Source organism: Campylobacter gastrosuis (assembly GCF_030249845.1).
GTDB lineage: Bacteria > Campylobacterota > Campylobacteria > Campylobacterales > Campylobacteraceae > Campylobacter_A > Campylobacter_A gastrosuis.
Genome location: NZ_JANURM010000008.1, coordinates 45448 through 66341 on the forward strand (window position 1 = coordinate 45448; position 20894 = coordinate 66341).

The 20894-nt window shown below is 37.3% G+C and carries 25 protein-coding genes; 6 read left to right on the forward strand and 19 right to left on the reverse strand.

All coding sequences use genetic code 11. The features are described from left to right. Positions 1-17 precede the first annotated feature (17 nt). The 19 genes from NYG85_RS07185 to NYG85_RS07275 all read right to left on the reverse strand — a co-directional run bounded on the left by NYG85_RS07185 (position 18) and on the right by NYG85_RS07275 (position 16848). The gene (locus NYG85_RS07185; RefSeq protein WP_349252802.1) at positions 18-290 is read right to left on the reverse strand and encodes a DMT family transporter; all 273 of its coding nucleotides are present in this window, start codon (positions 288-290) and stop codon (positions 18-20) included. After that, positions 287-703, reverse strand: a complete 417-nt coding sequence (locus tag NYG85_RS07190; RefSeq protein WP_284937805.1) for a DMT family transporter — start codon at positions 701-703, stop codon at positions 287-289. The genes NYG85_RS07185 and NYG85_RS07190 overlap by 4 nt, the downstream gene beginning before the upstream one ends. A 59-nt stretch (positions 704-762) precedes the next feature. Then, positions 763-1143: a YbgC/FadM family acyl-CoA thioesterase gene (locus NYG85_RS07195; protein WP_284937806.1), complete on the reverse strand. Its 381-nt coding sequence runs from the start codon at positions 1141-1143 to the stop codon at positions 763-765. Then, positions 1140-1655 carry a threonine/serine exporter family protein gene (locus NYG85_RS07200; RefSeq protein WP_284937807.1) on the reverse strand — a complete coding sequence of 172 codons (516 nt, stop codon included), beginning with the start codon at positions 1653-1655 and terminating at the stop codon, positions 1140-1142. Before NYG85_RS07200 ends, NYG85_RS07195 begins: the two co-directional genes overlap by 4 nt. Continuing rightward, on the reverse strand, positions 1648-2424 hold the full coding sequence (locus NYG85_RS07205) for a threonine/serine exporter family protein (protein WP_284937808.1): 777 nt from the start codon (positions 2422-2424) through the stop codon (positions 1648-1650). Before NYG85_RS07205 ends, NYG85_RS07200 begins: the two co-directional genes overlap by 8 nt. Then, entirely contained in the window at positions 2408-2893 is a 486-nt protein-coding gene (locus NYG85_RS07210; RefSeq protein WP_284937809.1) for a DUF4149 domain-containing protein, read from the reverse strand. The genes NYG85_RS07205 and NYG85_RS07210 overlap by 17 nt, the downstream gene beginning before the upstream one ends. Before the next feature lies 1 nt (position 2894). Beyond that, positions 2895-3716: a HemK/PrmC family methyltransferase gene (locus tag NYG85_RS07215; RefSeq protein ID WP_284937810.1), complete on the reverse strand. Its 822-nt coding sequence runs from the start codon at positions 3714-3716 to the stop codon at positions 2895-2897. After that, positions 3706-4905: a M48 family metallopeptidase gene (locus tag NYG85_RS07220; protein ID WP_284937811.1), complete on the reverse strand. Its 1200-nt coding sequence runs from the start codon at positions 4903-4905 to the stop codon at positions 3706-3708. Before NYG85_RS07220 ends, NYG85_RS07215 begins: the two co-directional genes overlap by 11 nt. Continuing rightward, positions 4898-6277, reverse strand: a complete 1380-nt coding sequence (locus NYG85_RS07225; RefSeq protein ID WP_284937812.1) for a sodium-dependent transporter — start codon at positions 6275-6277, stop codon at positions 4898-4900. The genes NYG85_RS07220 and NYG85_RS07225 overlap by 8 nt, the downstream gene beginning before the upstream one ends. A gap of 77 nt (positions 6278-6354) precedes the next feature. Next, complete coding sequence (gene mnmH, locus NYG85_RS07230) at positions 6355-7365, reverse strand: tRNA 2-selenouridine(34) synthase MnmH (RefSeq protein WP_284937813.1); 1011 nt, start codon at positions 7363-7365, stop codon at positions 6355-6357. After that, positions 7352-7837 (reverse strand): HIT family protein, encoded by a 486-nt coding sequence (locus NYG85_RS07235; protein WP_284937814.1) that lies wholly within the window; start codon positions 7835-7837, stop codon positions 7352-7354. Before NYG85_RS07235 ends, mnmH begins: the two co-directional genes overlap by 14 nt. After that, positions 7837-8625, reverse strand: a complete 789-nt coding sequence (gene trpC / locus NYG85_RS07240) for an indole-3-glycerol phosphate synthase TrpC (RefSeq protein ID WP_284937815.1) — start codon at positions 8623-8625, stop codon at positions 7837-7839. The genes NYG85_RS07235 and trpC overlap by 1 nt, the downstream gene beginning before the upstream one ends. Further along, entirely contained in the window at positions 8622-9848 is a 1227-nt protein-coding gene (locus NYG85_RS07245; RefSeq protein ID WP_284937816.1) for a tetratricopeptide repeat protein, read from the reverse strand. Before NYG85_RS07245 ends, trpC begins: the two co-directional genes overlap by 4 nt. Next, on the reverse strand, positions 9824-10195 hold the full coding sequence (locus tag NYG85_RS07250) for a YkgJ family cysteine cluster protein (RefSeq protein WP_284937817.1): 372 nt from the start codon (positions 10193-10195) through the stop codon (positions 9824-9826). The genes NYG85_RS07245 and NYG85_RS07250 overlap by 25 nt, the downstream gene beginning before the upstream one ends. Next, complete coding sequence (locus NYG85_RS07255) at positions 10189-10887, reverse strand: tRNA1(Val) (adenine(37)-N6)-methyltransferase (RefSeq protein ID WP_284937818.1); 699 nt, start codon at positions 10885-10887, stop codon at positions 10189-10191. The genes NYG85_RS07250 and NYG85_RS07255 overlap by 7 nt, the downstream gene beginning before the upstream one ends. Further along, the gene (locus NYG85_RS07260) at positions 10884-12737 is read right to left on the reverse strand and encodes a coiled-coil domain-containing protein (RefSeq protein WP_284937819.1); all 1854 of its coding nucleotides are present in this window, start codon (positions 12735-12737) and stop codon (positions 10884-10886) included. Before NYG85_RS07260 ends, NYG85_RS07255 begins: the two co-directional genes overlap by 4 nt. A gap of 8 nt (positions 12738-12745) precedes the next feature. Beyond that, positions 12746-13702 carry an NAD(P)-binding domain-containing protein gene (locus NYG85_RS07265; protein WP_284937820.1) on the reverse strand — a complete coding sequence of 319 codons (957 nt, stop codon included), beginning with the start codon at positions 13700-13702 and terminating at the stop codon, positions 12746-12748. Between the two features lie 83 nt (positions 13703-13785). Continuing rightward, on the reverse strand, positions 13786-16191 hold the full coding sequence (gene lon, locus NYG85_RS07270) for an endopeptidase La (protein ID WP_284937821.1): 2406 nt from the start codon (positions 16189-16191) through the stop codon (positions 13786-13788). A gap of 12 nt (positions 16192-16203) precedes the next feature. Continuing rightward, positions 16204-16848: an outer membrane protein assembly factor BamD gene (locus NYG85_RS07275; protein ID WP_284937822.1), complete on the reverse strand. Its 645-nt coding sequence runs from the start codon at positions 16846-16848 to the stop codon at positions 16204-16206. A gap of 174 nt (positions 16849-17022) precedes the next feature. Here NYG85_RS07275 and fliW point away from each other — a divergent pair, with 174 nt between their 5' ends. The 6 genes from fliW to NYG85_RS07305 all read left to right on the forward strand — a co-directional run bounded on the left by fliW (position 17023) and on the right by NYG85_RS07305 (position 20581). Beyond that, positions 17023-17409, forward strand: coding sequence for a flagellar assembly protein FliW (fliW, locus tag NYG85_RS07280; RefSeq protein WP_284937823.1), 387 nt, complete (start codon positions 17023-17025; stop codon positions 17407-17409). 10 nt (positions 17410-17419) lie between these two features. Beyond that, on the forward strand, positions 17420-18319 hold the full coding sequence (locus tag NYG85_RS07285) for a prepilin-type N-terminal cleavage/methylation domain-containing protein (protein WP_284937824.1): 900 nt from the start codon (positions 17420-17422) through the stop codon (positions 18317-18319). After that, the gene (locus tag NYG85_RS07290) at positions 18316-19254 is read left to right on the forward strand and encodes a PulJ/GspJ family protein (protein WP_284937825.1); all 939 of its coding nucleotides are present in this window, start codon (positions 18316-18318) and stop codon (positions 19252-19254) included. The genes NYG85_RS07285 and NYG85_RS07290 overlap by 4 nt, the downstream gene beginning before the upstream one ends. Further along, the gene (locus tag NYG85_RS07295; protein ID WP_284937826.1) at positions 19254-19685 is read left to right on the forward strand and encodes a hypothetical protein; all 432 of its coding nucleotides are present in this window, start codon (positions 19254-19256) and stop codon (positions 19683-19685) included. Before NYG85_RS07290 ends, NYG85_RS07295 begins: the two co-directional genes overlap by 1 nt. Before the next feature lie 41 nt (positions 19686-19726). After that, complete coding sequence (gene hpf / locus NYG85_RS07300) at positions 19727-20254, forward strand: ribosome hibernation-promoting factor, HPF/YfiA family (RefSeq protein WP_284937827.1); 528 nt, start codon at positions 19727-19729, stop codon at positions 20252-20254. Positions 20255-20344: 90 nt separating this feature from the next. Then, positions 20345-20581: a hypothetical protein gene (locus NYG85_RS07305; protein ID WP_284937828.1), complete on the forward strand. Its 237-nt coding sequence runs from the start codon at positions 20345-20347 to the stop codon at positions 20579-20581. The last annotated feature ends 313 nt before the right edge of the window (positions 20582-20894 follow it).

Below are 20894 nucleotides of genomic sequence, written 5' to 3' on the forward strand. Positions count from 1 at the left end.
AAGTGCGATACTACAAATTATGATAAGCGATATAAAAAATAGCTTTTTAAAATCGCTAAAAATAAAATACTAACAATCACACCGCCACTAGCCCCAATGCCAGTCCAAATCGCATACGCAACGCCCATAGAAATCTCATCCATAGCAAAGCCAAGAAGCGAAAAGCTTAAAATGAAAAACATAGCGATGAAAAGTAGGAATTTTTTCTTACCAGTGATGATAAATTTTTTCATCATTATCACGCCTAAAATTTCTAAACACCCAGCGAACAACAGCGCGACCCAGCTCATTTTTGCACCCCAATAAATTCATTTATGTCAGCTTCTATCTCATCTATGCCAAGTTCTTTTGAAATTTTTGACGTAGCTTTATCATCGTTTTCTTTACTTGAAAATTTTAAGCCAATTACTGCTAGGATTAAAACCGCAATGAGTGAAACTTTTATCGCCAAAAACGGCTCATTAAAAAACAGCATTTCAGAAAGCACTACGCCACCAGCGCCAAGCCCCACAAAAACGGCGTAAGCCACGCTCACTTCTATGTGCTTACAGGCTATTAGCATAGATGAAAATGAAAAGATAACCCCAAGTATCGTAAGCCCGTAAAGTAGCGGTGTATCGGCGTGTTTTAGCCCAGAAACCCAAAAAATTTCAACCACTGCACCAGCAATTATCAAAATCCAAGAGAAATTTGCCCTGCTCATTTTGCCCCTTTGTTTAAAAAATGGGGCATTTTAGCCACTTGTTTTAAATAAAAAATCAATTAAAAATTGCTATTTTGTCTAAAAAATTCTACCAATTCACCGCTTAATTTAGCGACTTTTGCCCTGCAAAGATATGCGATAACAAAATCAGCACTAAAAAGTAGCTCGTCCTTTTCGTTAAAAATCTGCTGTTTTAGCACGACGCTTGCGTGTTTTATGGCTAAAACTTCGCTTTTTACTAAAACTAAATCGCCAAGTTTTGCCGGTTTTAAAAATTTAGCATTGACGCTTGAAACGACAAAATTGCCATCATCGCTAAATGGCTTTAAGGGCGAGTTAAAAAACAGCTCACTTCTAGCGCGTTCGCAAAATTTCAGGTAGTTTGCGTGATAAACGATACCGCCGACATCGGTGTCTTCGTAATAAACTCTAATTTTCATTTTTGCTCCTTTCTCGTGCTTCGTGCGCCACGAGTACACATTAACGACTCTTCGTAAAATAAAAGCAAGGTAACTGAAACGCCAACGCCAAGTGCTATCATCACCGAAGCAGTCGTTAGGGCGTTATCAAAAAATGCGATTAAATACTCGCTTTTTAGGGCAGTGTCTTCGTTTTTAATAAACATAAAAAGTGCCAAAACGCTTTTGTAGGCATAAATTCCCGGTATCATAGGCAAAAGTGCTGGAAATGCGATAATCTCGGCTGGGACTTTTAGTCGTCTTGCAAAAAACATACCGAAAATTCCAGCCATAAACGACACGATAAGCGAGGCCGCTGAAATGTCTAAAAGTCCGCTTTGGATTAAAAAATACCTGCTTGCGTGAGCGATAGCGGCGATTATGGCTGAGTAGATGAGCGTCTTTTTTGGTGGGGAGCTGACATAGGCAAAGCCAAATCCAGCAATGGCTGCAAAGAGTGCGTCAAAAAGGGCGTTTAAGATAAGTTCAGACATTTAAAATCCCAAAATTTGAGATAAAAATCGTCATATAAACGCCAATTGCAATGCAAATCATCAAAATTCCCGTGCTAATGCCGTTGCTAATGCCAACAAGAATATTTTCGTTTAAAATATCAAAAATGGAATTTATAAGCTTAACGCCCGGTATCAGATACAAAACGCTTGAACCAATCGTAATATCAGCGGTGGCTGAAAGCCCAAAATGCACGCCAAGATAGGCTAAAAATGATGAAATAAAGGCGATGATGATGTATTGCACCTTTAAATTTATGCCCTTTTTGCTCATAAAAATTTTAAGATAAAATCCAACAAGCGTGGCAAAAAACACGGCAAAAACTCCTCCCAAATCTCCGCCAAAAAGCCTGCAAAATGCGGCGTTTGCGATACTTACAAGCACTAGCATTTTTAACTCATTGTTTTGTGAAATTTTCATAATATCATCAAAATACGCCCTAGCCTGTGCCAAACTAACGTGCTCATCAAAAATCTGCCAACTTAAAGCGCTTAAATCTGAAATCAGGCGAAAACTTACGAATTTATGCGAAACGTTTTTAACGTAGGTGCGAAAATTTGAGCTGTCGTCTAAATCAGTAACGCTAATGCTAAAATGCTTGGTAAATGCTGTCATACTCACGCCATACCCGTAAGCAAGGGCAATACGCCCCACGCAGCGATTTACACGAGCTGTGTAAGTGCCAACGCTTAGCATATTTGCGGCGTATTCGGTTAAAAATAGCGAAATTTCATCAATTTTTGGCTTCATTTTTGCTAATTACCTGCATAAAAAATAGCAAAATTTGAGCTATCATCATTAGCTTCATCACATATTCACTAGCCTTGTGAATGGCGTTAAAATCGGCATTTGTTATCGTAAAAGCCTCGCCTTTTTGCTGTGCTGTAATGATAAAATCTGTAAAGTAAAATACAAAAACCAAGGCTAAGGCTAAATTTATAAAAGCGAGCGCAAGGCGTGAAATTTTAATGTTAAACCGCTCATTTTTACGTGCATTTAAAAGCTCAAAAAGCATAAAAAATGCGCTTAAAATTATCAAAAAGTAATTGTATTTGATAAAAATTTGCGTCATTATCACGCCACTTTGAAAGTGTGTAAGAACGCCTTCAAGCCCAAATCTCTGCGGATAAAAAATCGCAGGTGCAACAAAAACACCAAGCGAAAGCTCAATCCCAACCAGTACAGCTAATAAAAATAGGTAAATATTTTTTAAAGACATTTTAATCCTTTGAAATTTTATGTGCGACAAAACCCCTGTCAAACCCAGCCAAATCGGTGTAAAACGAGGCTTCATAGCCAAATTTTAAAAGCTCATTTTGCATTGAATTTTTTTGGTCATACCCCATTTCACAAGCTAGAATTTTAATATCTCTATCGCTTGCTATTTTGATAATCTCTTTTAAAATTTCATCGCCATTAACTCCGCCAAAAAGTGCTGATTTTGGCTCGTTTTGCACCCAAATATCAAGCTTGTAATCGTTTTTGATATATGGTGGATTTGATACTAAGATATCAATTTTATCATCAATTTCATCAAGAAATTTAGAGTGAAAAAGCGAAATTTTATCACTAACGCCAAATTTCTTTGCATTTTGCAAGGCATTTTGCAAAGCAATCTCATTTATATCGCTTGATTTTATTAAAACATTTTTTAAATTTAAAGCCAAACAAATGCTAATAACACCGCTACCAACGCCAATTTCAGCGATTTTTAACTCGCTAAAATTCCTAGCAATCTCTAAAACCTTATCAACTAAAATTTCAGTCTCAGGGCGAGGCACCAAAACACCCCTAAAAATATCAAAATTAAGCGAGTAAAACGAAGCAGTGCCAGTTATGTATTCAAGTGGCTCACCACCCTTAAAACGCCTAATCAAGGCAAGATAGTCGCTAAAAGCAAGTAAATTTTCATTGGCGTTTAAAAAAATCTGCTCCGTGCTAAGACTTGTGTAAAATTCAAGTAATTTTCTAGCTACAAACGAGCCATTTTCGCACTCGTTTAGCTCGTTTTTTGCTAGTTTTAGCGCCTCGTTAATCGTCATTTTTAAGCTTTTGTATGCGTTCAAAAAGCGTTGGGTGTGAGTGATAAAGTGCTGAATACAAAGGGTGTGAAAGCACAAACGCCTTGTTTTGGCTACCTAACTTAACAAGGGCATTTATCATACTCTCTTTGTCTTTTATCCTTGCTCCGAATTTATCGGCGTTAAACTCATTTTTTCGGCTCACATAAGATATTATTGGGTTAAAAATTTCGCTAAAAATCGGCGAAAAAAGCAAGAAAAACACGACAAATCCACCGCCGCCAAAAATACCCAAACTCTCATAAATAGCGTCTGGGACATTTGCAAAAATGCCAAACAAACAAAAAATCATCAAAGCACTTAACGCTATCATTTTTAAAATATCCTTGTGCTTAAAATGCCCAAGCTCGTGTCCTAGCACGGCAATGATCTCATCAAGGCTTAGTTTTTGAATTAAAGTATCAAAAAGCACGACACGTTTTGTCTCTCCAAGTCCGCCAAAATAGGCATTTAGGCGGTTATCTCGCTTGCTTGCGTCCATTACAAATACGCCACTGCTTTTAAAGCCTAAATTTGTTAATAAACTCTCAATTTTTAACTTCAACTCGCCATTTTCAAGCGGTGTCATCTTATTAAAAAGCGGTGCAATTATAGTAGGGTATATCAAATTTATTGCAATTATAATGATAAAGCTTATTAAAAACGCCCAAACCCACCAAAATTTACCAAGCAAATCTATGCAGGTTAAAATCAGCCAAATAAAACCACCGCCAAAGATAAGCATTAAAAGTATCGTTTTTATCGTATCTGTAATGAAAATTTTAATCGTGATATTTGAAAATCCCTGCCTTTTATCTTTAACAAATTTCTCATAAATTCCAAATGGCAAATCAAGCAAGGCATTTATAAAAATAAAGGCTAAAACAAATAGTAAATTTTGCATTTTTGTAGCGTCTGTTACGATGTTTGAGTATAAAATTTCAAGTCCAAAGCCAAGCCAAAAAATGGCAATAACTGCGTTAAAAATAAGCGAATATAGTCCAAAATTCTGATTTTCAATCGCAATTAATCCAGTACTTTTATACTCATCATCGCTTAAAATCACAGCTGGTTTTAACAGGGCTTTTTTGATAAAATTTATCTGCAAAATCGCCACAAAAACCCTAAATAAAACGTATAAAATGTAGATAAAAACTAAAACGCTAACCATTTAAAAAATTCTCATAAAAGCTACGAATAAACACAATCAAAATGATAAATGGTATCACATATTTTATGTATAAATACCAAATATCAATGAGTTTTGCATATTTTTGACTGCCTTGTGAAATTTCAGCCTTTGCCTCATCTTTTAGCACCCAACCAACAAAAATCACACAGCCAAGCGAGGTCAGGATAAAAAATATCGTAGCACTGATAGCATCGTAAGCATCAAAGATATTTTTGCCAAAAATGCTAACGTCAGCAAGGATATTTGTAGCCATTAAGCTTGGTAAATTCCCAAAGATAAAAATCACGCTAAGCACGATAAATACGGCTTTTTTACGCTCAACGCCAAATTTTTCACGAAGCGTGGTAATTAACACCTCATAAATCGGCAAAGAGGTCGTAAGTGCCGCTAACATTAAGAGCATAAAAAACGAAACAGCAAAAAACTCCCCAGCCCACATATGTGAAAAAACGATAGGCAAATTCTTAAAAACTAGGCTCGGACCGCTGTTTGGCTCAATCCCAAAGGTAAAAAGCGATGGAAAAATCATAAATCCGGCTAAAACCGCAATGGTCGTGTTTAAAAGCCCGGTTACGATTGAGATTTTTACTAAATTTTCATCTTTTTTTACAAAACTAGAAAGCGTTATCATCACGCCAAAACCAAGCGAAAGTGCAAAAAACACCTGCCCTAAAACATCAACAAAAAGCTTTGGCGTTATCTTTGAAAAATCTGGCGTTAGATAAAATTTTATCCCCTCAATGGCACCAGGCATTGTGATATTTCTAGCGACCATAATTAGCATTAATAAAAACAGCAATGGCATTAGGTATTTTGCCGACCGCTCAATGCCCTCAACTGCGCCCTTTATCAAAATAATATAATTTATCAAAACAAAAACAAAGGTGGCAATGCCAATGTCAAGTGGCGATAGATTGATATTTTGCTCGTAAAATTTTGACGCAATCTCTGGCGCAATAGGGCTACTTAAATCAAGTATGCCACTAAAAATTTTAGCGATATAGTTTAAAACCCAACCGCCAATAACCATATAATAAGCCATAATCCCAAAAGCCCCAACAAGCCCCATATAGCCGACGATTCGCCACATTTTGTTAATCTTTTTGCCATCTATTTTACCGCCAAAGGCATCAACAGCATTTAGCTTTAAACGCCTACCAATGGCGTTTTCAACCAAAATCATCGGTATGCCAATGATAATCATAGCAATGCAAAATACAAGCACATAAGCACCACCGCCATTTTGCCCCACAAGATACGGAAATCGCCACGTAGCACCAAAGCCGACAGTGGCACCAGCGACTGCTAAAATATAAGTTAGCTGTGAGCTCCAATTTTTTCTGTTTTTCAAAAATAACCCTTTAACCAAAATTTAAATTGACAATTCTAACCAAAAGTTGCTTATAATTAACAAATTTCAAATAAATTTTAAAATTTTTTACGCACCAAATCATCATAAATCGCTAAAAGCTCAGCCCTAGCTTGTAAAAAATCATCTGCACAAATGCTAAAATCAACACGAGCTGGTTTTTTATAAACGTTATCATAATACTTCGTAAGCAAAATTTCACAAACCATTGCCAAATCGCCATTTTCAAAGGCTTTTATCGCTTGAAGTCTTGCGTCTTTTGCAATAAATGGTGTGATTTTTTTCATACACGAGTAAAAAAACTCATCGCTAATGCTCTCATAATCTGCCATAATGCACTCAATTCGGCGTTCTAAACTAGCCCTAATCTCAACGCTAACGCCCTCTCTCATCGCTAGATAAAGTGGCTTTGGCAGGGTTAAATTGCCAATCCTAGCACTCTCGCCCTCAATGAAGCAAACGCCATTTTTAAGGCGTAAAAGGCTTTCAAAAATGCCGTCCTCAAAGGCTTTTTGACTTGGCTGAATGCCACTAATGCTACCAAAAACCGAGCCTAAATGGTTTGCTAATTTTTCTAAATTCACGCTCTCATCAAGGCTATTAATCAGCTTTGTTTTAAATGAGCCGGTGTTGCCAAAAAGGGTTATGAATTTTATCTCATTTGCCCTGTTTATCGCTTCTAGGACGTGATTTCTATACGCTTTGTATCCACCAACCAAACGCACCACTCGGTAGCCAATCATACCTAAAACCGAGGCGATTGAATGTGAGCGCATACCACCCCTAGCACAATAAATCCCCACCAAGCTACCAACTCTGTGCTTATCGTAAATTTTTTCTAAATGAGTATCTAAATTTTTACAAATATACCTTGCGCCAAGCACCTTTGCGTGGGCTTTGTTTTGTTTATAAATCGTACCTATCTCTTTATGCTCGTCATCGCTTAAAGCGTAGAAATTTTGGGCGTTTTTAATGTGTGAGTGGTTAAATTCAGCTGGGCTTCTAGCGTCAATTAAAAGCTCAAAATCAAGCCCAAGCCACTCATTTACATTAAGCTCATTTAAGCTCACCAAATGCCCTTTTTAGCTTCTCAAACAGCGGTGCAAACGGCACACCATTAATCCTAACGTCAGCAATTGAAGTGATGAAATTTGTATCTCTCTCCCACCTTGGCACTAGATGATAATGCACGTGCTCAGCAATCCCAGCACCAGCTGCCTTGCCTAAATTCATACCGATATTTACGCCACTAGCACCAAGCTCATCTTTTAAAATTTTAACGCCACGCTTTACAAAAAAGCTAATCTCGCTCCAAATCTCATCGCTTAAATCCTCAATATTATCGCTGTGCTTAAATGGGATAACCATAAAATGCCCCGGCGTGTAGGGGAAGCGATTTATCACGCCATAGCAGTGTTTTGCACGAAAAATCACGCCGTTTTCATCATCAAAACTCTCATCTTTTGCAATCGCACAAAAGACGCAACCATCGCGTTTTGCACTAAAATATTCAGCCCGCCAAGGCGCACAAATATGCTCCATTAAAACCCCCTTTTTATCTGATTTAAAGCCAAACCCACATCATCTTTTCTCGTAAAATGCTCTCCGATTAAAAAGGCACTAACGCCGATTTTGCCTAGCTCTTTTAGCTGTTCGTGCGTGTAAATTCCACTCTCAGCTACCACAATTTTACCCTTTGGCAAAAGTGGCACGAGCCTTTCACAAAGCCCCATATCCATACTAAAATCATCTAAATTTCGGTGATTTATGCCAATAATATTTGCCCCAGCGTAAAGCGCCTTTTTTATATCGTCTTCATCGTGCGTTTCAAATAAAACTTCAAGCCCAAGCGACCTTGCGTATAAAAACAGCTCTTTTAAAATTTCAGCTTCAAGTGCCTTTGCAATCAGCAAAACAAAGTCCGCTCCAAAGACTGCTGCTTCTAAAATTTGGTATTTTTCAACGATAAAATCCTTTCTTAAAAGCGGAGTTTTTAGGTATCGCCTAAGCAGGGCTAAATACTCTAAATCGCCCTTAAAATAGTGTGGCTCGGTTAGCACGCTAATGGCGTTTGCACCGCTATTTTCATACTCTTTTGCGATTTTTAGCGGATTAAAATCAGCCCTGATTATGCCCTTGCTAGGACTCGCCTTTTTTACTTCTGCAATAATCCTAAACGGCTCGTCATCACTGCTACTTAGGGCTTTTATCACATCTCGCCTTACGTAGCTACCGCTTTTAAAGCTATTTTCAAGCCACGAAAATGGCAAATTTTGCTTTTTTATCTCCAAATCCGCCCTAGTTTTAGCGATAATCTCATCAAGTATCATCTTTTGCCCTTTAAACACTCATCTATCTTTTGAGTGTGAATTTTCGCCTCATCTGTGTTTTTTAGCTCATCAAAACCAAGAGCCTTATCCATAATCTCCTTTGCTTTTTGACACTCTTTTATCTTAAAATATCCCCACGCCAAGCTATCAAGGTAAAACGGCGAGTTTGGCTCGGTTTTTAGGGCTTCTTGCACGAGTTTAATGCCCTTTTTATAATCAATATCGTGGTCAATCAAAAGATAACCGTAGTAGTTTAAAAATAGCGGTTTTTGCGTATTTATCGCACTTTTTTCAAATTTAGCCACCACGCTTTTTAGCGTATTTTCGCTTACATTTGGCAGGGCGTTTTCATACTCAAAAATCGCACTCATCGCTAGAAATTTCGGATCATTTGTGCTTTTATAAATCTCATTAGCAACCACTTCGCCACGCTTTGTGTCGCCCACGGCTGAGTAGGCGTCTATTTTTGTTTCATTTGAAAAGTCGTGCTTTTTTAAAAACTCATCAACGCCGTCCTTGTCCTTTGCATAAATTAAAACCCCAAGCCCACGCTCTAAATCAAGCCTATCCTGCGAGTTTTCATAAATTCTAGTAAAGGTTTTTGCCATATTTTTGTGGTCGTTTTTTTGTGCATAAAGTCGCAAAAGCTCTTGACAAAATTTCATCTCACAGCCATTGGTATCGGCATATTTTTCTAGTGTTGGTATTAATTTTTCATTATCCTTATCTGATAGTATCATTTTTACTAAATAGTCGGCATTTTGGCTTAAATCATACGCCTTTTGGTAGTTTAAAAACGCCTCTTTTTTATCTCCGCTAAACATACCAATGGCTCCAAGCACGGCGAAATTTCTGTCGCTTTTGTCGGTTTTGGCTAAATTTTCTACAAGCTCTTTTGCACTCTTAAAATCGTTTTTTGCGATTAAAATCATCGCATTTAGCCTGATAATTTCAGGGTCGTTTTCTAAGATTATGCCTTTTGTTTTTGCCATAAGTTTTGTAAATTTAGAGTCGTTTGAATCAAAGGCGATTTTGATAGCCTCTTTTAAAAAGATTGGCTTTTTTGTGCTTTTATAAAGCATCTCATAGGCGCTAATTGCACCCTTAAAGTCCCTATTTTGCACAAGACTTTGAGCCTTTAAAATTTCAAAATCCAAACTATTTTTTGCGTCTAAAAATGTAAATAATAACGCCAAAATTAAAGCAAATTTACACCGATACATTCTGCTTGTAACTCCCTTAAATTATTTTTAAAATGCTCCCAAAACGGGAAGGTTTTACACTGACTTGGTCTTGCTTCATAAACCGAGCAATTTTTCTTGACTTTATCAAAGAACACACAGGCAAAACCGCCCTGAAATTCGCACTCTTTAATGCTATAACCTCGCTTTGTTTTAAACAAAAATCGCTCTTTTAGCAGATTTTGGCTAATGCCTAAAAAGTCCGCTAAAACAGCAATTTCATCATCGTTAATCCAAATATAACCGCTCTCGCCAGTGCAACACCTACCCCCGCACTCATCGCATTTAGCAGGGTCAAACTCGTAATTAAAGCCGTTTTCTCTTAACAAAATTCACTCTTTGTGTCTGATTTAGCATAAATCATCTTTGCTTCATTGCTGTCATCACTGCCATTTTTTAAAAAAAGCGGTGGCAGGATTTTTGGCTTTGAGCGTGAGTTTTTTTTGGCTCTAAAAAGTGCTAAATTTGCCTCCTTATCGCCCCTAGCATAGACAAATTTTATAGCCAAACAGCTAAGCTTAAACTCGCTCAATATAGCTAAAACCCTTGAAATTTCGCCACTTTCATAGCAAAAGATAAGCTCGCCACTTGGTGTTAAATGGCTATTTGCCACCTTGATAAAATCGCCTAAATTTAGTGCTTCTTGATAGCGACTAACGGCTAAAAATGGGTTTTTGCTCATCTTTACACCGCTGTGATAATAGGGCGGATTTGAGATGATTAAATCAAACCTATCTTGGCTTTTAAATTTTGCAAAATCGCTTAAAATTAGCCCAGCTTCTAAATTATTTTCGCTCAAATTTCGCTTTGAAAGCTCTAAATTTTCAGGCAAAATATCAAGTAAATTTAGGCTAATAGCACCAAAATCACGCTTGATTAAAAGCCCTAAAATACCCGAACCACAGCCGACATCAAGCACCTTACCGCTAAAATTTGGGCGTAAAAACGAGCTGATAAAATCATAAAGCACAAGCGTGTCGCTGTTGTAATGATAGCCGTTTTTAATTTGAAAAATTTTCATCTATACACTTTTATGATAAAGCCACGAGCGTTTGATTTTTTAATCACTTCGCTACTATAACTTATCCTTGAAAACTCGCCAAACTCATCTTTAATCAGCCCAGCAGCTAGGTTTGCCCGCTCCTTGCCCACGCCAAAATCCACGTAGCCATTTAGGCGTGCTAGCTCGCTTTTACTGATTTTTGAGGCGATTTCGTAAGGCAGCGAGTAGCCACGCTCATCAACGATAGCGATGACTTCATAAAGGTAGTTTGAGTTGTAACGGCTTAAAAAGTCACTCACTCGGTTTTTACAAATCGTGCTGACCTTGTTATTTGCGACGTCCTCACACTCAATCTTTGATACAAAAACCAGCTTTTTTGGCACTTCTGGGTTGGTTTGGCTCTCTAAAATTTTCTTTAAATTTGTGTTTTCATCTTCTAAATTGTCTTCTTTATCAAGGCGCGAGTTTATCTCGGCTTCAAGCTCGTTTATTTGGGCTAAAAGCTCGGAATTTGTAGCCACGCCCTTGCTATTTTTTAGCTCATTTATCTTTCTATCTCGCTCATCAAGTGCGGTTTTTAACTCTAAAATTTCGTTTTTTAGGCTTAAATCGTCACTTTTTTTAAGCTCATTTATTTGCGATTTTAAAATTTCATAATTTCTCATATCGGTTTTTGACGCCGTTTTTAGCGTGTTTAGCTCATCGTTTAACTCGGTTAAATTACTCTCTAAATTTTTAATTTTTAGCGTCTTTTCGTTTAGCTCGTTGGCTAAAATTTTGCTGTTTTTATCAAGATTTATGCTCTCATCTTTTGAGCTTTTTAGGTTTGCTTCTTGTTTTAAAATGATCTCTTTTAGCTTTGAAATTTCAGCCACAAATGCCTTTAACTCATCTTTTAAAATTTCATTGTTTTTTAAAAGCTCATCGCTTTGCTTTTGGCTTTGGGTTATCTTTTCGTTTGAAATTTTTAGCTCATTTTTTAGATCAATTATCATATTTGACTTTTTAGAAAGCTCATCTTCAAGTGCGATTTTTTGGGTGTTGTAGCCACTATTTATCCGCTCAATCTCCCTTTTGTTTATAAATTTAAGGCTCTCAATCTCTTTTTTGTTTAGTTCAAGCTCATTTTGTAAATTTCGTATCTCTTTGTGAGTTAGGTTTATCTCATTTTTGCTTAAATTTTTATCCTCAAAACTTCTATTTAGCTCGTTTTTTAGGGCTTCATTTGTAGCTTGCAGACTTAAAATTTGGCTATCTTTTTGGCTTAAAATTTCGCTTACATTTTTATCATAATTCGTGTTTAAATTTAAAATCTCATTTTCAAGCTTTGCTATCTTTTTTTCATACTCTTTTACGCTTTGTAAATTCTCATTTTGAGCTAAATTTAGCCTATCTGTAATCTCTTTTATGTTTTTTAAATGCTGTGCTTCTTGGGCTTTTAGTGCCTCATCATTTTGGCTTTGTATCGTTTGATTTTTGGCATTTAGGCTGTTTTTTGCTTCGTTTAGTTTTGCGATTAAATCTAAATTTTTCTCGCTAATGTCAATGTTATCTTTGATTAAAATTTCATTTTTAGCTAGAAGTTCTTTAATTTGTGAGTGAAGTTCATCGGTGTTTTGGCTTAAATTTTTATCAAAACTAACGCTGAAATTTTGAGCATAGCTCTTTGGGGTTATGTATTCGCCGTATTCAAAAAGGTCATTTTTGCTGACATATTTTTCTTTTTCGGCATCTGGTAAATCATCAAATTTTAAGGCGTAAATTTTATGTTCGGTCTTTTGCTGTGGTTTTGGTAGGTTAAATAGTAAAATACCTACCAAAACAGCTATAAAAAAGATGATGATAAGAGTTATCTTTTTATAAAGCAAGGCAAAACCTACGCACGTTTTTTGATAATGTCTTTTATAATTGCGTGAGCGTGATTTAACGCAACCACGATAGAACCGCCGTTTTTAAGCACAATATCGCCACCAACATAAAGTCCTTTTATGTTGCTCTCGTAGTTTTCATCAACGATAGCGTTGCCTTTATCGTCCATATTTATCCCACATTTTTGTAAGAAATCAACCGGACTTGAACCGCCAATCGCATAAATTACTCTGTCATAAACACGCTCTTTGCCGTTTGTGTAAATCACCTTAACCTTGCCAGATTCGTTATCAAGCCCTGAAATATCGTGATTTAGCCTAACTTTGATTTTGCCGATTTTTTCAAGCTCGTTTAGGGCTTCAAGGTTTGTGTCATTTACACGAGCAAACGTGTCGCGCCTGTAAGCTAGGGTCGTGTCGTTGTATTGACAAAGCTCAATGGCGTATTCAACCGCTGAGTTACCGCCGCCAACGACTAGAATTTTCTCGCCCTTTGAGCAGTTGTTTAGGTTGAAATTTATGACATTATTTAGCGAGAGCGGGATTTTGTAATCTGGCTTGTTTGGTTTGCCCATTTTGCCAATTGTAATCATCACGTTTTTAGCGGTGTATAGCCCCTTTGCTGTGGCTACTTCAAAATTTTCGCCGACCTTTTTTACGCTCTCAACCTCGCAGTTAAACACCGCTTCAATCTTGCCGTCATCAAGCAACTTGTCAAAAAAGTCAAGCGTAGTCTCTTTCGTGCCATCCTCAAACGCCACAACGCCGTGAATGGTGCTATCTTGCCCCTTGTATTCTTTATCCACGCGCTTGTTGTCTTTGTAGAATTTTCGTATTGTTTGCGAGTGGTTATCGCCCTTTTCTAGCAGGACCACCTTTTGCAGTCCGTTTGCCTTTGCTTCAACGACACCGCCGATACCGCAAGGGCCACCGCCGATGACTACTAAATCATAAATATTTGACATTTTATCCTCCAAAAATTAATTTCAAGGCTAAAATTTACCTAATTTTTTATTAAAATAAAAGAAATTAAATAATAAATTTTATCCTACTTTACAAGTGCATTTTTTAGCACATCCTCAATCGTATCAACGGCGATTATTTGCATATTTTGCTTAACTTCATCTGGAATTTCATCTAAATCTCGCTCATAGTTTTTACGAGGTATCAAAGCCGTTTTTATCTGTGCCTTGTGAGCGGCGATTAGCTTCTCTTTGAGTCCGCCGATAGCTAAAACTCTGCCACTTAGCGTTATCTCGCCAGTCATTGCCACATCGTGTCTTACCTTTATATCGCTTAAAATTGACGCAATCGCTGTAACCATTGTAATACCAGCACTTGGCCCGTCCTTTGGCGTAGCACCCTCTGGCACGTGCAGGTGCAAATCATACCTACGATAGACATCGCTTGGCGTTAGCTCCCTTTTATCATCGCTGTTTTTTGGGATTATTGAGAGTGGAATTTTGATTTTTTTATTATCAATTAGCACCTTAACTACGCTAAATGCGATTTGTGCGGACTCTTTCATCACGTCGCCTAGCTGACCAGTGATTTGCATACTGCCCTTGCCCTCAATCCTAACCGCCTCTATCCTTAAAACATCGCCACCAACGCTAGTCCAAGCAAGTCCATTAACCTGCCCTACCCTATCTTTTTTATCGGCTGTTTCTATCTCAAAGACCTTTTTTTCAAGAAAATCTTTTAAATTTTTAGCACTTACGCTCACTTTTGTTTCGTTTTTAGTTAGGATATTTTTTGCGACTTTTCTTAAAATATCAGCTATCCTACGGCGTAAATTTCGCACACCGCTCTCACGCGTGTATTCGGCTATCATCAAAGTTATGGCGTCTTTGCTAATATTTACGTCGCTTGGCTTTAAGCCGTGCTTTTTAAGCTCTTGTGGGATTAGATACTTTTTGGCTATCTCAAATTTCTCCTGAGGCGTATATGAGCTAAGGTTTATAAACTCCATTCTATCACGAAGTGGCGCTGGTATCGCGCTTACGTCGTTTGCTGTGGCTATAAAGATTACCTTGCTTAAATCAATGTTAAAATTTAGATAGTAATCCCTAAATTTGTTATTTTGCTCAGGGTCTAAAATTTCAAGCAAAACCGCAGTCGGATCGCCACGATAGCTTCTGCCGACCTTATCAATCTCATCAAGCACGACGACTGGATTCATCTGCTTTGCTTCAATAAGCCCCTGCACAATGCGACCCGGCATCGCTCCGATATAAGTCCTGCGGTGTCCTCTAAGCTCATTTACATCTTCAAGCCCACCAAGTGCTATACGCACAAGCTCGCGTTTTAGGGCTTTTGCGATTGAGTTTGCAAGGCTAGTTTTACCAACGCCCGGAGGTCCAGCAAAGCACAAAATCGCGCCATTATTTACCTTCTCATTTATACCCCTAAGCTCTAAAAGCTCACGCAAGGCAAAATACTCCTCAATGCGTTCTTTTGGGCGTTCTAAGCTGTAATGATCGGCGTTTAAGTGTTTGCTAACTTCTGCTATTGATGAGCGTTTTTTGGCTAAATTTTCAAACGGCACTTCAAGCGTCCAGTCAAGATAGCTCTGAATCGTGTTTGCATCAGCTGAGTCTGGGTGCATTCGGCTAAGCTTGTCTATCTGCTTTTTTATCTCTTTGTAGGCATCATCGCTCATAAATTTCTTTTTATTTTCAAGCTTTTTACGATACTCTTCAAGCTCCTCCTCACGGCTTGTATCCGTGCCAAGCTCGGCTTGAATTTGCTTTAACTGCTCTTTTAAAAAATACTCTTTATTTGTCTTGTCTATCTTTGAATGAACCTTATTTTTTATCTCTTTTTGAAGCTTATTTGCCTCCACCTCTTCAATCAAATAATCAATGAGTTTTAGCATTTTTCTCTCTAAATTTTCTTCTATAAAAAACTCATAAGCGGTCTGTTTTTTTAGCCTTAACGCCGATAAAACAAGGTCGCAAACCCTAACAGGCTCAACGCTCTCATCTATCGTTTTAATAAGATCTGTTGGAAAAAAGTGGCTAAGCGTGCTTAAAGCTCTGACCTTCTCACGAAGCACGACTAAAAGTGCGTCCGTTTTTATCTGACTTGGTCTTTGAATGTGCAACGTATCTACAAGAGCTATCATCGGATTTGTATCTATCTTTTTTACGATTTTTGCCTTATCCACGCCCTGAAATAAAATTTTAACTCGCCCATCTGGCAACGGCACACGACGCATTATCGTGCCAATAACCCCAGCATCATAAACGCTATCAAAATCGCGTCCGCCATCATTTTGCGGTTTTGAAGGCACGATTAGCACCGATGTTTCATTTTGAGCGGCTAGCTCTAACGCCCTTAAATTCTCATCATCGCTTAAAAAAAGCGGTGTAATCATAAACGGATACAAAAACAGCTCATCTTCAACGATAACTGGTAGCTGTGTCGGTAAAAACTTATCATCTAACTGCAAATTTTCTCCTAATTATTCAAATATTTTTCTATACCAAGGTAGCTCTGGCGTTAAAAGCTGTGCGTCTTTTAACTCCGAGCTTTCTACTTTTTGTCTGTAAATTTCAGCTGAAACATCACGCCCAGTCCTTGTATAAAGATCGGCGATTTGCTCATTTAAATGATAAATGGCAAGTCTAAATTTCACGAGAATTGTTTCAATCAGCGGTCTAAATTCGGTGTTTGGATAGGTGTATAAAAATTTCTCAATCTCCCTTATGCTATCTTGCATTAGCTTTTGGTTTCTGTTTGGCTGTCTAAATGAGTCAAAATTCGCCTTTATCTTTAAATACGCTGCAAATTCGCTCTTTTTGCCGTTGTCGCCGTATCTTTTGATATACTCATCAAGATAGTGATTTGCCAAAATATACTCCTCATCGTTTGCGTGAGCCTGTGCTAAAATCAGCAAAATTTGCTCTAAAAGCGGACTTGCCACGTGCTCGCTAGCCATTGAAATATAGTGCTTATCAGCACTCTCTAAATCACTATTATTTATATCAGCGATGATTTGAGAATACCACTCATCAGGAGTTAGATTATATAACTCGGTATATTTTTCAGCACAACCAAAAATCATAAACGCCGTAAATCCAGCAAGTAAATATCTATAAATTTTCATAACCAATCCTTTTTTAAAAAAATATCTTGCCATTTTACATTTTTTGGGATTATTTTTGTATTAAATTTTAAATTTTCTCTCACTCAAAATAAAAAGTAGTAAAATTTTGATTTTTTTATCTTAAATTTATCCTAAAAATGCTTTAATAACGAAAATTTAACAAGGAGATTTACGATGATTTTTTCAGTTAAAAGTCCCATTTTGGGTTTTGAACATATAAAAACTATGGAGCTTGTAGAGCTTGATAAGTTTTTTGTAAAACTGCAAAGCAAAGATGACAGCACATCTTTTACGATGATAAACCCATTTGCATTAAGAAATTACGATTTTGAAATCCCTACCTACTATCAAGAGCTTATGGATATTAAAGATTCAAGCGAACTTAGAGTTTATAATATCTTAGTAGTTGCTATCCCACTTGAAAAATCAAGCGTAAATTTTCTAGCACCGATAGTTTGCAATATGGACAATATGACTCTATCGCAAGTCGTCTTAGATGCCGATACCTATCCAGAGTATAGCCAAGTAGAAGCGATAGAGAAATTTTTACAAAAACAATAAAGGCGTGATTTTGAAAAAGCGTGGCTTTTCGTTATTAGAAGTTATAATCTCAGTTATAATTATTGCCATTACTAGCCTTAGTGTGCCGATGATTATGAGTGCTACGGCAAACGCAAACAAATCAAACGTTATCCAAGAGGCAGCACAAAACACAAAAGCTCTTTTAAATACCATTTTAAAATCCAGCTATTCGTGCGAATATAATAGTAAGCCTGAAAACAAATTCAAGCCTACACCAAGATACGCAGGCTCTATCATAGACCCAAATTTTGTATTTTTACAAAACTGCACACCAAATAAAAACAACCCTTCGCGAACTTGCACCGATATTAAGCTTTATAAATACCAAAACCAGCCTTGCAATCCAGACGACCCAAATAATGGCTGTTTAAGACTGGGTGCGCCAAAGGACTTTTACACGATTTATAATCTTGATAATAGCGACAGGCGGATTATGACACCAAATGAGAGAATTATTCGTGGTTTAAACTCAGGCACATATAAGCACAACAACCTACAAAACTGCGGAACTGCTAGCAGTTTAGAAAGATACGCACCCTGCCTAACAACCGGTGCAAAAGATATAAGAGAATACGGCACAAGAAACACAGATAGCGTTATAAAAGTGCAAAATAGCGGTAAAAAAATCAGACTAAGTAGCTCTGGTCTAGCCGATAGAGATTTTGCTATCAATGCAGAAACCGAAATAGCAATCAACGGTGAGAGTAATCCATTTAACGATAGAGAACTACCACGAAACAACTACTGCTCGGTTGAAGCAATGAGTATCCAAGCCAAAACATATCTAAATGACTTTAAAGAAAATAACCGACCTAGAGAAATTAAAATAATAGCAATCATCTCAAATATCGGCGATTCACCGGCTTTACAAACAAAGGTATTAAATTGAAAAAAGGTTTTACTTTAATTGAGCTTATCCTAGTCATCGTGATAATGGCGATAGTCTCTATCATCACGCTAAATTTAACGCTGACAATTTATAGAAACTACGTCCAGTCAGAAGTCGCCTCACGCCTAGCACAACAAGCCGACCTAGCCCTAGATATCATCGCTAGACGCCTTGATTACAGGATAAAAGATAGCGTCATAGCTAGAAAAAGTAGCGATTTAAAATTCATCTCCATTGATGATACTAGCCTAAATGATGAGTATGATATTTTAGAATTTATCCCTTACGCACACGAAGCGTTTGACTTAGGGATTTATAGCGGTGTTATAGACCTAAGTGCCTCAAATCGCTCAAATATAGTTACGCCAAATAGCGAACTAGGAGAGCTAAAACAACTTTTTAGCGATTTAAGCATAGATAATAACGCCAAAAACCAGTCGCACATTGCAGTATTTCTAAAAAATATCTATGAATACTACAACATCCAAGATGGCTTTGGCTTTGCCTACACTGGCAAACATAGATTTCAAAGTCCAGTTTTATCTTATGGCTCATCAGGCACTAGGTTTTCTTGGACTACTGATGGCGGTTACTCAAACGCCACACCAAAAGAAATTTCAGAACAATACCACATAGCCTACAACACCTATGCCGTAAAAATAGAAGAGGTCGCCACCAGAACTGGCTCAAACAAGGACTTTGACCTATACCTTTACACCGACTATCGTCCGTGGAATAATCACAATCCATTTGCAGCTAATCAAGCAGTAGTTAGAAAATCACTACTCGCCCAAAACGTAAGCAGTTTTAGATTTAGAGGGGATAATGGTATGGTGTTTTTAAAGCTATGTCTAAGAGACAACAAACAACAAAGACGCTCAATGGCACGTGGTGGCAAGGAATTTAGCGTATGTAGAACAAAGGCGGTGTATTGATGAAACGTGGTTTTGCCCTAATTATAGCTATCGTATTTGTAGTCCTTATCGCATCTCTTGGGGTTTTAGCGATGATACTATCAACAACCGCCTCAAAGCAGTCAGCCGATATGTATGTCAAAGACCAAGTAGAAATTTACGCTAAAAGTTTTACAGAATACGCCGTTTTAAGACTTCTAACTCACGACTTTAACACTGGCTGTCTAGATGAAATAAACGGCGACAGCAAAACATACGCAGCGACCAAACTAAAACTAAACGCCAAAATCACCTACTACGGCAAAATCGGCAACTGCACCGGCATAAGCCTAACTGGCGATAACAAAAATCCATCAAGTGGCACCGTGATGATAGATGTATTTGTTACAAACGACACAAACAAAGAAATTTTGCCTATTAGATACCACAAACGAACGCTACAAAAGCTCTAATTTGTGCTATAATAAACATACTTTAAACAAAGGAGTAAGCGATGAATACAAGCATCACTGGCAAACAATTTGAACTAACCGAAGCTATCAAAGACTACGCAAACAACGCTATTGACGCACTTAGCAAATACGGACTTGACATCATCTCATCACGCCTAGTCCTATCAGCCGATGAAAAAAACGGCAAAAAGGGCTTTAACGCCGAACTAGCACTAAACCTAGCCCACAAAAACACAATCGTAATCAAACAAAAAGATAAAGATTTATACGCAGCTATTGACCTAACATTAGAGCGAGCTAGCAAGGTTTTACGCCGAGAACACGATAAAGTAACCACCCTAAAAGGCAAAGCCGATGAGAAAGACGCAAGGTCGCTAATCGGCTCTGAGCCAATTGACGGCATAGATGAAATAGTCCCAACCGAGCTAGAACTCTACAAACCACAAGAGATAGAAGAAGCACTAGAAAAGCTAAAAAACAGCGATATGCAGTTTTACGTATTTAACGACATTGACGCCAAAATGCGTGTCATCTACAAAAGAACCGACGGCAAATTCGGACTATTCTAAAAAAGGGGCTTTTGCCCCTTAAACTAAAAAATGATAAATCCATATATTTAAAAAGTGCTATAATTAAGCAATATATCAAAGGAGATAAAAATGCCAAAGCTAGATGAAGCAAAGGAGCGGTTAGGGCTGTTAAAATTTTGGCTTGGTGTTTTTGTGGCTATTTTTGTTGGTCTTATTAGTTGGATTGCGACTAACTACACAAGCTTTAAAGATAGTTTGATTTTTTATGGTGCTTGTATTTGTGCGGTTGTATTTTTAATTTGCATAATACTTGGCAATAGATATGCGATGAAAATTTTAAAAGAAATTAGAGATTTAAAGAAATAAGGAGTGAAAAATGAGCGGTTTAATAATAGCTTGTTTTATGGTTTTTAGTGTTATTTTAATAGGTTGGTCAGCTCTTAGTGCTGTAAAACCCAGCTCTGAATAAAATTTTAATTCATCGTGCCACATTTAACAAAGTTGCAATAATGGCAACAGCAGAACTTGATTAAGGTTTAAGATTTTTACTTAAAATTTTAACGATAGCAAAAATATTCATTGGTCGCTATCACTAATCAAAAATAGCAAACTTTTAGCTCATTAAAAATTATCTTACTTTTTTGCAAATATTATTTTGCATTTTTTGTTTAACAAATTT